Raw genomic sequence first — 13,352 nt, forward strand, 5'->3', positions numbered from 1 at the left:
CCCGAACCCGGCTACGGGTGGTATTTATTGGTTCCAGTTGATGCTCAAGGAAGCATCAAGCCATTGGTGGTAAGCGCTCGCCGCCTCATCCGAGGCATGTACCGAGAAGATGAACCCTGGGTAGCCGCCAAACGCGGGAGGTGGTGGTGAAAGATGCCCTGCCTCGAAAAAAGTCACGATCCGGGCGGTTTCAGGGTGCTCCGCGACCTTTTCCAGCCCGCTGAAACAGTTGAAACGGCCATCGCCGCGCAGAGGAATGATGTAGTTTGCTGCCACTCTGGCGGCCGGCAGCACATCGGGCAGTGCCGGGGTGGGCAAACCCAGGGCGGCCTTCATGCACAGTGCGGCGAACGACACGCCGGTGCTCTGTTCCACCACAAAGTGCGAGACCCCCGAGCCCCCTATGCGTGCGCCGATTTCAATCACATACGCTTGCTGGTTGGCATCCAGGCGCAGCTCCACATGGGCGGCTCCCATGGTAATGCCCAGTGCCTTGACCCCGGCGCGCGCGGTCTCACACAGGGCCATGATCAAGGGGTCGTCGATATCTCGACGTTGGCGGTAGATCGTTTCTTCAAACCAGGGCCCTTCGGGTTGGCCCTTGTCGCCCACTGCCAGGACATGCACCCCTTCGATATCGACAAAGCACTCCACAACGAATTCTTTACCCGGCAAATACTGTTCAACAACCAGGCCTGCGGCTTTGTCCTGGTCATAGAAACGAGCCAGGTCCTTGCTCTGGACCTCCCAGACCGCGTTGACCAGGGCGGGAAGCTCTTCGGCCGTTTTGGCCAGCATCACACCGGTGCTCGACCAGCCGGAGAGCGGCTTGATCACCAGTGGCAGCCCCAGGGCGCGGGTTTGCGACAGGTCGTGCGGGTTATCGATGTAGCAAAAGCCCGGCGACCTCAAGCCTGCCTCGGCAAAGGCCTGGCGCATCAGGTACTTGTTGCGGGCCAGCGCGGCCACATGGGGATCGATGCCAGGTGTACCGATTTTTTGCGCCGCCAGTGACGTCCAGATGATCGCTTCTTCGCGAACCGTCATCACCCCGCCAATCCCTCTCTCTTGCACGCCGGCCGCGAACGCTTCCAACGCCACCTGCGGCTCGTCGAAAACCGGCAGCTGCCAGGTCGACGTGACTGCCGGCAAGTGCGCGGGGGCGCTCTCGGTCGTGTCGTAAATCAGTACCAGTTCAATACCTGCCGCTTCTGCGGCCTCAAATACAAAGGACAACTTGGCACTGCGGTGGCAAACCAACGCCAGCTTTTTCATTTTATTTCCTCACTAACCGGTTGGTTTGGGGGGCGACGCTTGAACGTCCAGCCCGAGACGCCTGATGCATCCATGAATAACAGGGTGATCCCCACCATGACCGCAATCATCGCGACGATTTTTACTGCACCCAACGTCGTGCCGGAGCCGATCAACCACTCACCGGTGACCACGGCGAACGGTGCCAGCAAGCCAATCGCATTGGCATACAGCACGCCGCCCTCGGCCAAAACCTTCTGGTACAACACATACACCGGCGCCGAGCAGGCAGCCCCCAGGATCAGCACTTTGAGCGCATCCTCAAGGTTCAGGCGCAACAAGGGCGCGGGGTCGAGAATGAACAGCGGCACAAAGCACGCCGCGGCGATCAGCGTGACCCAGGCCAGCGAGTTGATCAGTGGCAAATCCTTGAGGTAGCGCTTGGACAGCAGGCCATAAACGGCGTAGGAAAGCGCCGCGACCAGGGCCAGCGCAATGCCAGACGGGCTGACTGCGCCAACGTCGCCGGTGTGGGTATTGAACGCCAGCGCCGCGACACTGACGATCACCACACCCGCCAGTTTGAGCCAGGAAAACCCCAGGCTGCGTGTCAGCAGACCCAGCAGGTAGGTAATGCCCGGAATCGTCGCCAGGACCATCGTCAGGTCGCTGGCTTTCAGCGTTTTCAAGGCGCCGAAGCTGCAGACAAAATAGAGCGAGAACCCCAGGATCGACAGGATGAAAAACCCCGGCATCCTGGCGAGCAGGGGCTTGGATGCCAGCGGCGGTCGCGTGCCGAACGCCACGATCAACCATAAGGCGGCGGTTGTGGCCCACAGCCTGAGCCCAACGGCATGCATCACCGAAATGCTACCGAGCAGGTTTTTCGAGAGCAGCCAACTGATCGAGAACAACGCGAGAATGGCCACGGTGAACAGCAGCAGACGGACCTTCAATGCATTCATTGGGGGCACTCGGCCAGCACGCGGCGTGCGTAGTGCGTGGCCGGGAAATTGAAACGTGCCAGTGGGGTTTGCGGTGTGCCCAGATGTTGCTGAACATAGGCTTTGGCACCCGCCAGGTAGGCCTCGTCGTCGAGTGCTTCGAGGGCCTCGATATCGGCAATCATCGACACAAGCTTTTGGTCAAGACGCTCGCTGTCAAAGCTGAGGTGGCCGTGCTCGGTTTCGACCAATGCCTTGGCATTGATCAGCATCTCAAAGAGCAAAATCCCGGTGCCGGCATCGAACGTCATGTGTTGGTCCGAGCCCTTGGGGTAGCGGAACATGCGCTCGAGCAGAATGAACTCGGCGATTTCACGCCAAAAGTCCGGACGGTGTTCCAGCACCAGGCGCACCGTAATCAGGTCACACTTGGTCTCTTCCAGCAGGCCGGTAAACCAGTTCAGCTTTATGTACAGGTTTTTGTCCAATGGGCGTGGCCCGGTGTGGTGCGCATAGTCGTGGTAATAACCCCACAGGCAACGCGCGTCGTACATGTCTGGCTCAGACATCTGGCGGCTGCTCAATTGGCCGAACAGGAACGGGCTTTGGCGCCCGAACAAGCGGTCTGCCTCGACGAGTGTCTGTTCGTTGTAGATACGCAGAAACTTGCTGAAGAAGAACAGCGCGAAGGTTTGTTTATCGACCTTGGCTGCCGTCGCCACGGACTCTGGAAACAGCACTATGCAATTGCCTTGCAGGAACCCCTTCGAGGCCGCTCCCAGCTTGATGCATTGAAACGGTGCCACGTACTGCTCGGTGTACTGCGCGGCCTTTGCCAGGTAAGGGGTTTCACTGCGGTAGCCGGTGACCAGCTCCAGCCGAAAGCCTTCGGGGTCAGGGCCGTTGGTCGCGCGCATGGGGGCCAGTAGAAACAAGGCGTCGCCGGGCGCAGGGGTGTTGAAACTGGCGAGAGTTTTATCGAATAGAGGCCGTTGATCCAGGCCATTCTTCAGCCAGTTGCCCAGGTCTTCCAGGGTCGCCGTCAACAGCGGCGCAGATAGCCCGTCGATGATTGCGGCGTGCCGGTCGAGCTCGGTGATCAAGCGGTTGATGAGGGCATGGTCGGCCACGTTCGGCGCCTTGATGCTGCCATCCAGTTCCTGGCGGGCACGCACTTCGTCGACGATATTGACCAGGGTCGACAGCGGCTCAGGCTTTTGCATGGTCGGCTCGCTTCAGCGAATGGACCAAAAAGGCCATCGGCACCTGGCCGAAATCCTCAATGATGTTCAGCTCATGCAGGTCTGCCGCGACCACGGTGGTCACGCACGCATCTGCCTGGCCAGTGCTGCACAGCACGGCGGCATCGGCATTGCTGTTGGCAAACACTTTGCGGTAGTGGCTTGCCACCAGGGATTGGGGCGCGGGATGGGTTGCCACACTCTTTATCTGGTCGGCGCTGGTACGGCTGGCAAGCACCATGGAGTGGGTCGGCATGATGAAGCTGTCGCACAGCTCCATATCGCCCAGGCGGGTAAAAATCAGCGTATGCAAATCGGGGTACGCGGCGCAGCTTAAAAGATAGCCGTCCTGTTTTCCGGACAACTCATCAAAGGCTTGCTCAAGCGTCTCATGCAGAACAATTCGCTGCGTGCCATTGCGCGCTTCACGAGAATCAAGCCACCACTGCGCGGCGGTGGCGCAATTGGTACCCTCGGGGCCGAGCGTATAGATGGTCGGACTGATAGCCGTGTGCATGCTTTAACTTCCTTGTCAGAGCCCACCGGACAGCGGGCCAGAATCCATTCCTGCCACCCATTGGTGGCTGCCTTGGCGGAGGTTACTGTAGGTTTTTTGTTCAAGCAATACACCCGGCGAAACTAAACGTTGCCACCTTCGCAGGCATTGCCTGGCCGTCTGAATTCCTGCAAAGGCCGACCCTGTCAGGGTTTATACTCACCGCCAATCTTCCCCCCCGATCAAATCCGAGAAAGCCCATGAGCACCTCCCTTTCCCTGACCCCCGCGCGCAAGCCCATCGCGCCGTTGGCGGCTTTTATCATCCTGGTGGCCGGTGCCGTATTCCTGCAAAACAGCGTCGGCTCGCGCCAGGTGCTGTTGCTGGTGGTCGGCGCCGCATTGGGCTTGACCCTGTACCACGCCGCTTTCGGATTCACGTCGGCCTGGCGCGTATTTATCAATGATCGACGCGGCGCCGGTTTGCGCGCACAGATGGTCATGCTGGCGGTGGCGGTGTTGCTGTTCTTCCCGGCATTGGGCGCGGGCACGTTGTTCGGGCAGCCGGTGGTCGGGCTGGTAGCACCGGCTGGCGTATCGGTGGTGTTCGGGGCGTTTATCTTTGGTATCGGCATGCAGTTGGGCGGCGGGTGCGCGTCCGGCACGCTGTTCACCGTGGGCGGCGGCAATGCGCGCATGCTGGTGACGCTGCTGTTTTTTATCTGCGGTTCGTTGATTGCCACGCACCATGTGGATTGGTGGTTCGCGTTGCCGGCGTTCCCGGCGGTGTCCATCGTCAAGAGCTTCGGCGTGTTGCCGGCCATGATTCTGAGCCTGGCCGTGTTCGCGGTCATCGCGCTGGTCACCGTGCGTTTGGAGAAGGGCCGTCACGGCCAGCTTGAACCCGGCGTGAGCAGCGAGCACATCGGCCTGCGCCGCTTCCTGCGCGGGCCTTGGCCGTTGGTGTGGGGTGCAATCGGTTTGGCGCTGCTTAACTATGCGACGCTGGCGCTGGCCGGGCGGCCATGGGGCATTACCTCGGCGTTCGCGCTGTGGGGCGCCAAAGTGGCCAGCGGTTTGGGTGTGGACGTGGCCAGTTGGGCGTTCTGGCAAATGCCGGGCAATGCCAAAGCCCTGGCAGCGCCCGTGTGGGAAGACATCACCAGCGTGATGGACATCGGCATCGTCCTCGGCGCGCTGTTGGCCGCGGGCCTGGCCGGGCGTTTTGCCCCAAGCCTGAAAATCCCGGCACGCTCGCTGGTGGCCGCAGTGATCGGTGGTTTGCTGCTGGGCTATGGCTCGCGCCTGGCTTACGGCTGCAACATCGGCGCGTACTTCAGCGGCATCGCCTCCGGCAGCCTGCATGGCTGGGTGTGGTTGGTGGCAGCGTTTATCGGTAACAGCGTCGGTGTGCGCCTGCGGCCGTTCTTCTTCGCAGGCGAGCGACCGCAGGTGGCCTTGAGCGGTTGCTGAACCCCAACGACCTATAAGGCAGGCCCATGATCAGAGAACTGAGAACCTTCGTAAGCGCCGCCCGCCGTGGCACTTTCGCCGCCGCCGGGCAGCAGGTGGGGCTGACGCAATCGGCGGTGAGTGCGCAGATCAAACACCTCGAGGACGCCCTGGGCGTCAAGCTGTTCGACCGCACCGGTCGCTCCGCCACGCTCAATGCGGCCGGGCAGCGCGCGGTGCCGCTGGCGGAGGAGATCCTCGATATTTTCTCGCGCATGGGCGCGCCCGACAGCGCCAACAACTTTCAGGGTTCGCTGCGCATCGGCGCCATCGGCAGTGTGCAAACCGGCCTCCTGCCCCAGGCGCTGGTCGCGCTTAAACGCCGCGCGCCGTTTATCGAGGTCAGCCTGGTGCCCGGCGTTTCGCTCAACCTGCTCAGCCAGGTGGATGCCGGTGAGCTGGACCTGGCGATCATGATCCACCCGCCGTTCAACCTGCCCAAGGACCTGAATATCGAAGTGATCGCCCGCGAACCCTTTGTGCTGATTACCGCCAAGGACGTGCAGGGCGACGACCCGCTGCAGATCCTGCGCGAGCAACCCTTCGTGCGGTATGACCGTGGCTCGTTCGGCGGGCGCCAGGTCACGCAGTTTCTCAAGGAACACAAGATCCAGACCCGGCAAGCGCTGGAACTCGACGAGCTGGACGCCATCGTCAAGATGGTACGCAGCGGCCTCGGCGTGTCGCTGGTGCCCCTGGCCGGCCTGTGGCTGGAACACGGCAGTGACGTGCGGGTTTTGCGATTGGACAAGCTCACGTTCTACCGTGAAATCGTGCTGCTGACCAAGTACACCCAGCGCCAATTGCCGCTCTTCGAATTATTCAGGGCGTGCGTCATCGAAGTGCTGGGTGCGCCGAAGTAGGGCGCGAGCATCGAAATTATTGAGGCTCAGGGTGAAGGATATCCGCTTTATCCGTGGGGCTTTCTGGTGAAGAATCGGGTTCTAACCAAACAGAACCTGCAGGTAGCCACCGTGAGCCTTTCTCCCTTTCACCTAGCGATTCCCGTCTACGACCTGGCCGCCGCGCGTCACTTCTACGGCGATGTGTTTGGCCTTTCGGAAGGTCGCTCCAGTGCGCAATGGGTCGACTTCGATTTCTACGGCCACCAACTGGTGATTCACGAGCACCCCAAGACGCAATCCCAGGATTCGGTGCACTCCAACGCGGTGGACGGCCACGCTGTGCCGGTGCCGCATTTCGGCATCATCCTGCAGTGGGACCAGTGGGAAGCCTTGGCCGATCGGCTGCGCGCGCGGGAAACCCAGTTTGTGATCGAACCCTACATCCGCTTCAAGGGTGAGGTAGGCGAGCAGGCCACCATGTTCCTGTTCGACCCGTGCGGCAACGCCCTGGAGTTCAAGGCGTTCAAGGACATGAGCCAGCTGTTCGCCAAGTAATTGCTCACCGTGCGCAAACGTCCCAGGGTGATTTGCGCCGCTGAGCCGGTATGTCCGAATCGGTCCTCAAGTGGTCCGGCACCTGCCTGTCGCTCATCGGCGCGTGTGCTTACCATGGCTTGCATCAACCACTGTGATGCAAGCCACAAGGACCCGTCATGAGCCGCAAAGCCCTTATCGTTATCGATGTGCAGCATTCGTTCCGTCATTCTGCTTACTGGTCCGAAAATGACCTGCCGTTGTTCCTGGAAAAACAGCAAGCGCTGATTGATGGGTGTGTTCAACAGGGCATCCCGGTGATACAAGTCTTCCATGTTGAAGACCAAGGGCACTTTTCGATGGCATCGGGCAATGTCAAAACCTTGAGCGAGTTGTCGATCAACCCCGACCTGATCATCCACAAGCGCTTTCACAGTGCTTTCGCCGGCACGCCGTTGGCTGCACGGCTTACGGAGATGGGCGTGAGCGCGCTGATCATCAGTGGCATCCGCACCGAACAGTGCTGCGAAACCACCACCCGGCAGGCGTCGGACAGCGGTTTTGCGGTGGATTTTGTCAGCGAGGCGACCCTGACCTTCCCGATGACTCACGCACGCAGTGGCCGCGAGTACAGCGCCGCCGAGATTCGTGAGCGTACCGAACTGGTGCTGGAGGAGCGCTTTGCGCGCATCGTCACCGTCGCCCAGGCGCTGGAGCGTTGAACCCGTGAGCGTGCCGGTGCTGTTCGTGCTGCTGCCCAATGTGCTGATGCTGGACTTGGCCGGCCCCGCCGAGGTGCTGCGCCTGGCCGCGCAGAGCGAGGACCCTGCGGCTCTCGACTTCGACTTGCAGTACGTCAGCCCGGTGCCGTCCCTGCAAACCTCGATTGGCTTGCCGCTGGCCGGCTTGGCGCCCCTGCCGCCAAGCCTGGCGCCCGGCACGCTGGTGGTGTTGGTCGGCTCCACGTCAAAGGTTAGCAAGGCGCAGCAACAGGCGTTCGAGTCGGCCAGCGACACTTTGACCCAATGGCTGCAAAGCGTGTTTGCAGCGTCGGGCCAGCGGCTGGTTTGCGTGTGCGCCGGCGCATTAAGTGCCGCCCGCGCGGGGTTGCTCGATGGCCGCCAGTGCACCACCCACCACGCGCTGTGCGAGGCATTGCAGGCCCTGGCGCCCAAGGCCCGCGTGCTGGAAAACCGGCTGTATGTCACGGACGGCCCGGTCAGTTGCAGCGCCGGTGTCACGGCGGGCATCGACCTGATGCTGCACCTGCTCGCCGAGCTGGCCGGGCCACGCCTGGCCTGCAGTGTGGCGCGCGACATGGTGGTGTACATGCGTCGCAGCGGCGCCGACCCGCAGCTCTCAGCCTGGATCACCGGTCGCAACCACCTGCACCCGGCCGTGCACCGAGTGCAGGACGCCATCACCGCGGCGCCCTGTGAAGCCTGGACCGTCACACGCATGGCCGAACTGGCGTGCACCAGCAGCCGACACCTGGCGCGGCTGTTCCACGAACACGTTGGCATCAGCCCGCTGGATTACCTGCACACGCTGCGTATCACCGTGGCCCGTGAACTGCTCATGGCGTCGAGCCTGGACATGGAAACCGTCGCCGAGCGCGCAGGCTTTGGGTCAGCCCGGCACCTGCGGCGTATCTGGAGCAAATATGAGGTGGGGACGCCTTCAAGCGGGCGTGTCGGCGCCGCTGGTTGAGGCTTGATCGGCCTCGGCTTCGAGTTTGGCGCGGTCTGCCTTGCTGATGTACTTGTCTTTGCTTTTCGGCGCCAGTTTGGCGCTGGCCTTCTTGGCTTTAGCCTTGAAGAGCTGCTTGAGTTTTTTCTGGCGGTTCATGTGTCGGTGCCTGATGGGTGAAGGCCCGGATGATATCAGGTTAAAAACATGGGTCGCTTTTTAGCGTCAATCTGTGCATTGAACACCCTGGGGTTTTACCAATAATCGGGCCGTGAATTCAGCACAAACGGAAAACACCGATGAGCCTCCACACCCGCACCAAACGCCTCACCGTCCCGCAACTGGTCGCCATGAAGGGCCAGCAGAAAATCGTCTCCCTCACCGCGTACTCCAGCGCCATCGCCAAGCTGATCGACCCGCTGGTCGACTTCATTCTGGTGGGTGATTCCACGGCGATGGTCGGCTACGGCCGGGCCTCGACCTTGAGCATGCAGCTGGAAGAAATCATCGGCCACACCCGCGCCGTGGTCGACAGCACGCGCCTGGCCTGCGTGATTGCCGACATGCCCTTTGGCAGTTATCAGGAATCCAACGAGCAAGCGTTTCGCAACTGCGCCCAAGTGCTGGCGCGCACTGGTTGCGATGCGCTGAAGCTGGAGGCCAACGTGGCGTTGGCGGGCACCGTCGAGTTTCTGGTGGCGCGCGGCATTCCGGTGATGGCCCATGTGGGGCTGATGCCGCAGTTCGTCAACGTGATGGGCGGCTTCAAGGCACAAGGGCTTACCGCCGAAACTGCTGCAGTGATTGCCGCAGATGCCCGTGCCAACCTGGAGGCGGGCGCCTTCAGCCTGTTGCTCGAAGGTGTGGCCGAAGGCGTCGCGCGGCAGATCACCGTGGATTCAAAGATGCCCACCATCGGCATTGGCGCTTCACCGGCCTGCGATGGCCAAGTGTTGGTGACCGAAGACCTGTTGGGCCTGGGCGGCGAACACCTGCCGCGCTTCGTCAAACAGTACGCAGATGTAGGCGCGGTGATTCGCGATGCCTGCGAGCGGTTTGCCGACGATGTGCGCCATGGCCGTTTCCCTGAAGCGCGGCATTGCTACGGGCTTTGATCGATCGCCTCGGCCAATCGCTTCACGGCCTGGGCGATATCCTTGCTCCAGTCGAGGGTGTAGCTCAGGCGCAGGTGTTGCGGCCAGGCGCCATGCTGGCTGAACAGCTCGCCAGGGGCGATGACGATGCGTTGGGCCAGCAGGCGCTCAAATACCTGACGCATATCCACCGCATGCGGTGCTTGCAGCCAGAAGCTGGCGCCGCCTTGGGGCGCGATCACCTGCCAATGCTCCTCCAGCAAGGCTTTCATGCCGGTCATGCGCTCCAGCAGCAGCGCCCGCAGCGCTTTTAAATGCGCGTCGATACGCTTGGAGGTGAGCAGCTTGGCGATCGCCTTTTGCCGGATCGGTGACAGGCGAAACCCACGCTCCAGAAACACCCGCTGCAATTGCGGCGCGTGCCCGTGGCACACCACATAACCATACGGCGCTTCCGAGCCGATGACTTTATCGAAGGTCGAAAACACCAGCAGCTTCTGCAGGTCGGCGAAGTCGCGATAACGCGGCGGCGGCGCTTCGAAATACAACTCGCCGTAAGTGTCGTTTTCGAACAGCCAGATATCCCGCGCCGCCAGCCAGCGGCAGATCTGCTGCTTGTCCTGTGCCGGCATCACGCCGCCCTGGGGGATATTCACCGTCGACGACAGCACCGCCAGGCGAATCGGCTCACGCATCAGCACGCCTTCCAGCACCGCCAGGTCGAAACGCCCGTGGGCGTCGAGCGGCATTTCGATCACGCGAATCTTAGCCGCTTGCAACTGGCGCAAAATCGCCCACGAACACGGTGACTCCACCAGCGCCACGGTGCCGCACAGGTCCAGGGCATTAAGTGCCGCATCCAGCACGCTGTGCAAGTCCGCGCCGATATACGCCTGGTCGGCCTGCCAGTAGCGGTGGGCGGATTGGGTGTAACGCTCGGCCAACGCGGCGCGCAACTCGGGCTCACCGAAGGGTAAGTAAAGCGGCGCCAGCGAGCGTGGGTGCTGGCGAGTCAGTTCACGTTCGAGCATCAGCAGCGGGTTTTCCAGCGACAACAGCATCGCCGGTGCATCGCTGCTCAAGGCAAGCATTCCCGGCTGGCGGGCATTGGCAAACACCTGGTCGAGCAGGTTGGTTTCAGTTGTTACCCGTGCAGGCATGGCCCTCGTGAAATAACCCTGTTTGGGCCGCGCGTAGATCCGCCCTTCATCCTCAAGCAAGGCGTAGGCGTACTTGGTGGTCGACACCGATACGCCAAGGCGCTCGGCCAATTGGCGCAGGGACGGCAGTTTGCGTTCGCCTGACGACGGGCTGGCGTCGATCAACTCGACGAGGTAGCGGTAGACCGTCTGATAGGCAAAGCCGGCGTCTTTGGGTTTATCCATGGTCCTTTGAGCTGCGCAAAACAGAGTGGGAAGAGAGCCTGGCAGTATCACTCAAGGCGATCTTATTTGCGCGCGTCTCGGGCTGAACAGCCCACGGCTCGTCCCATTGGGTTTGAGGCAACCCATCATGAACAGGGCTAAAGGTTTAGTGAAATCGTTTCATTATCTCTTGCTCTATAGCCAGCATAAACTCCACCTTAATTATTGAAACTGTAAAGACTTGAGTCAAACGTCGGCGTGTTGCTAAAAGGCAAGCAGTGAACTCAAGTCTGTCTCAACTTTTAAGGTGTCAGGTGGTCATGGATAACGCGTTTGAATTTACGATTAAGAGTGTTTGTTTTGACGAGCACTATCGCCCCTCCGAAAACACGCGCACCACCACTAACTTTGCTAATTTGGCCAGGGGCGAGCGTCGTCAGGAAAACTTGCGCAATACCTTGACGATGATTAATAACCGCTTCAATGCCTTGGCCCATTGGGATAACGCCAGCGGTGATCGGTATGCGCTCGAACTCGAGATTGTTTCGGCTCAAATGCAGATCGGTGTTGAAGGCAATGGGCAGGCCATTCCGCTGATTGAAGTGTTGAAAACCACGATTGTGGACCGTAAAACCAATGAGCGCCTTGAGGGCATCGTCGGCAATAATTTTTCTTCATATGTACGCGACTATGACTTTAGCGTGGTGTTGTTGGGCCACAACAGAGGCCAGGCTGAATTCAGCACGCCCGATAATTTTGGCGACTTGCATGGCAAGCTGTTCAAGTGCTTTGTGAATTCAGCGGCGTACAGGCAGCACTTTAAGAAGTTGCCTGTCATCTGCTTGAGCGTTTCGAATACCAAGACCTATCAGCGAACTGAAAACCAGCACCCGGTATTGGGCGTTGAATACCAGCAGGATGAGTATTCGCTGACCGATGAGTACTTCAAGAAGATGGGCTTGAAGGTGCGCTATTTTATGCCGCCCAACAGTGTTGCGCCCTTGGCATTTTATTTTTTCGGCGACGTGCTGAGTGATTACACGACGCTTGAACTTATCAGCACCATTAGCACGATGGACACCTTTCAAAAGATTTACCGGCCTGAAATTTACAATGCTAATTCTGTCGCCGGAAAACGCTACCAACCCAGTTTGAAGCATCAGGATTATTCATTAACACGCATTGTTTATGATCGAGAAGAACGTGGTCGGCTGGCGATTGAGCAGGGCAGGTTTGTTGAGGAAAATTTCATCAAGCCCTATCACGCTGTGCTTGAACAGTGGTCCGCGCAATACGCCGCTTGACTCATCAAACTTACAAGGTTGTGCCTGTCATGAAAAAGTTATTACCCACTTCTACAGCTGGCAGCTTGCCAAAACCGGCCTGGCTTGCTGAGCCCGAAACGCTGTGGTCACCCTGGAAGTTGCAAGGTGACGAATTAATTGAGGGCAAGCAAGATGCCTTGCGCCTGGCATTACAGGAACAGCAAAACGCCGGGATTGATATCGTCAGTGATGGCGAGCAAACCCGCCAACACTTTGTCACCACGTTTATCGAACACCTGAGCGGCGTTGATTTCGAGAAGCGTGAAACCGTCAGGATTCGTGATCGCTATGACGCGAGCGTGCCGACGGTTGTAGGTGCCGTTGCGCGCCAAAAGCCGGTGTTTGTCGAAGACGCCAGGTTCTTGCGCCAGCAAACCACCCAGCCGATCAAATGGGCGCTGCCAGGCCCCATGACCATGATCGATACGCTGTATGACAACCACTATAAAAGCCGCGAAAAACTCGCGTGGGAATTCGCCAGGATCCTCAACGAAGAAGCCCGGGAACTGGAAGCGGCGGGCGTCGACATTATCCAGTTTGATGAACCGGCCTTTAACGTGTTCTTTGATGAGGTAAATGACTGGGGCGTCGCCACCCTGGAGCGGGCCATTGAAGGCCTCAAATGCGAAACGGCGGTGCATATCTGTTATGGCTATGGCATCAAGGCCAACACCGATTGGAAAAAGACCCTGGGGTCGGAGTGGCGGCAATATGAAGAAGCCTTCCCCAAGCTACAGAAGTCCAGTATCGATATCATTTCGCTGGAATGTCACAACTCCCATGTCCCCATGGAACTGATTGAGTTGATTCGCGGTAAAAAAGTCATGGTCGGGGCCATTGATGTGGCAAACCACGCGATTGAAACGCCCGAGGAAGTGGCCGATACCCTGCGCAAAGCCCTTCAGTTTGTCGATGCCGACAAGCTTTACCCATGCACCAATTGCGGCATGGCACCTCTGCCTCGCCACGTTGCAAGGGGCAAGTTGAATGCATTGAGCGCAGGCGCAGAGATCGTTCGAAGAGAGCTCCTTAACGCGCACTAAGCCACCATGAAG

At 59.8% G+C, this 13,352-nt stretch carries 14 protein-coding genes; 8 read left to right on the plus strand and 6 right to left on the minus strand.

Translation table 11 applies throughout. The annotated features are described in order from the left end of the window. Positions 1 to 24: 24 nt before the first annotated feature. Genes ACQY47_RS24410 through ACQY47_RS24425 form a run of 4 tightly spaced genes read right to left on the minus strand, consistent with a single transcriptional unit; the run spans position 25 to position 3,956 of the window. On the minus strand, positions 25 to 1,275 hold the full coding sequence (locus ACQY47_RS24410; protein WP_428552595.1) for an ATP-grasp domain-containing protein: 1,251 nt from the start codon (positions 1,273 to 1,275) through the stop codon (positions 25 to 27). Next, a complete protein-coding gene (locus ACQY47_RS24415; RefSeq protein ID WP_428552598.1) occupies positions 1,272 to 2,219 on the minus strand; it encodes a DMT family transporter in 948 nt (315 codons plus the stop codon). Before ACQY47_RS24415 ends, ACQY47_RS24410 begins: the two co-directional genes overlap by 4 nt. Then, on the minus strand, positions 2,216 to 3,421 hold the full coding sequence (locus ACQY47_RS24420; RefSeq protein ID WP_428552601.1) for a DUF6421 family protein: 1,206 nt from the start codon (positions 3,419 to 3,421) through the stop codon (positions 2,216 to 2,218). The genes ACQY47_RS24415 and ACQY47_RS24420 overlap by 4 nt, the downstream gene beginning before the upstream one ends. Continuing rightward, a complete protein-coding gene (locus ACQY47_RS24425; protein WP_017136993.1) occupies positions 3,408 to 3,956 on the minus strand; it encodes a hypothetical protein in 549 nt (182 codons plus the stop codon). Before ACQY47_RS24425 ends, ACQY47_RS24420 begins: the two co-directional genes overlap by 14 nt. Before the next feature lie 239 nt (positions 3,957 to 4,195). On the opposite strand from ACQY47_RS24425, the gene ACQY47_RS24430 reads away from it, so the two are divergent. The 5 genes from ACQY47_RS24430 (at position 4,196) to ACQY47_RS24450 (ending at position 8,535) form a co-directional block, all read left to right on the plus strand. Next, positions 4,196 to 5,407, plus strand: a complete 1,212-nt coding sequence (locus ACQY47_RS24430; protein WP_017136992.1) for a YeeE/YedE family protein — start codon at positions 4,196 to 4,198, stop codon at positions 5,405 to 5,407. 26 nt (positions 5,408 to 5,433) lie between these two features. Further along, positions 5,434 to 6,309 (plus strand): LysR family transcriptional regulator, encoded by an 876-nt coding sequence (locus tag ACQY47_RS24435; protein WP_176992038.1) that lies wholly within the window; start codon positions 5,434 to 5,436, stop codon positions 6,307 to 6,309. 111 nt (positions 6,310 to 6,420) lie between these two features. Then, positions 6,421 to 6,846: a VOC family protein gene (locus tag ACQY47_RS24440; RefSeq protein ID WP_428552606.1), complete on the plus strand. Its 426-nt coding sequence runs from the start codon at positions 6,421 to 6,423 to the stop codon at positions 6,844 to 6,846. Between the two features lie 158 nt (positions 6,847 to 7,004). Next, a complete protein-coding gene (locus ACQY47_RS24445) occupies positions 7,005 to 7,547 on the plus strand; it encodes a cysteine hydrolase family protein (RefSeq protein WP_428552609.1) in 543 nt (180 codons plus the stop codon). 4 nt (positions 7,548 to 7,551) lie between these two features. Next, entirely contained in the window at positions 7,552 to 8,535 is a 984-nt protein-coding gene (locus ACQY47_RS24450) for a GlxA family transcriptional regulator (protein ID WP_017136987.1), read from the plus strand. Here ACQY47_RS24450 and ACQY47_RS24455 read toward each other — a convergent pair. Further along, the gene (locus tag ACQY47_RS24455; protein WP_017136986.1) at positions 8,506 to 8,673 is read right to left on the minus strand and encodes a DUF2986 domain-containing protein; all 168 of its coding nucleotides are present in this window, start codon (positions 8,671 to 8,673) and stop codon (positions 8,506 to 8,508) included. The two genes, ACQY47_RS24450 and ACQY47_RS24455, sit on opposite strands and share 30 nt — an antisense overlap. 140 nt (positions 8,674 to 8,813) lie before the next feature. On the opposite strand from ACQY47_RS24455, the gene panB reads away from it, so the two are divergent. Beyond that, complete coding sequence (gene panB / locus ACQY47_RS24460) at positions 8,814 to 9,629, plus strand: 3-methyl-2-oxobutanoate hydroxymethyltransferase (protein ID WP_428552613.1); 816 nt, start codon at positions 8,814 to 8,816, stop codon at positions 9,627 to 9,629. Here the strand turns inward: panB and ACQY47_RS24465 are convergent. Next, positions 9,617 to 10,993, minus strand: a complete 1,377-nt coding sequence (locus ACQY47_RS24465; protein ID WP_428552616.1) for a PLP-dependent aminotransferase family protein — start codon at positions 10,991 to 10,993, stop codon at positions 9,617 to 9,619. The genes panB and ACQY47_RS24465 overlap by 13 nt on opposite strands. Positions 10,994 to 11,292: 299 nt before the next feature. Here ACQY47_RS24465 and ACQY47_RS24470 point away from each other — a divergent pair, with 299 nt between their 5' ends. Continuing rightward, positions 11,293 to 12,276, plus strand: a complete 984-nt coding sequence (locus ACQY47_RS24470) for a DUF1852 domain-containing protein (protein WP_236446960.1) — start codon at positions 11,293 to 11,295, stop codon at positions 12,274 to 12,276. Between the two features lie 29 nt (positions 12,277 to 12,305). Further along, positions 12,306 to 13,340, plus strand: a complete 1,035-nt coding sequence (locus tag ACQY47_RS24475) for a methionine synthase (RefSeq protein ID WP_428557385.1) — start codon at positions 12,306 to 12,308, stop codon at positions 13,338 to 13,340. Positions 13,341 to 13,352: the final 12 nt, after the last annotated feature.

The sequence above is a fragment of the Pseudomonas edaphica genome, from assembly GCF_965277385.1.
GTDB classification, from domain to species: domain Bacteria; phylum Pseudomonadota; class Gammaproteobacteria; order Pseudomonadales; family Pseudomonadaceae; genus Aquipseudomonas; species Aquipseudomonas edaphica.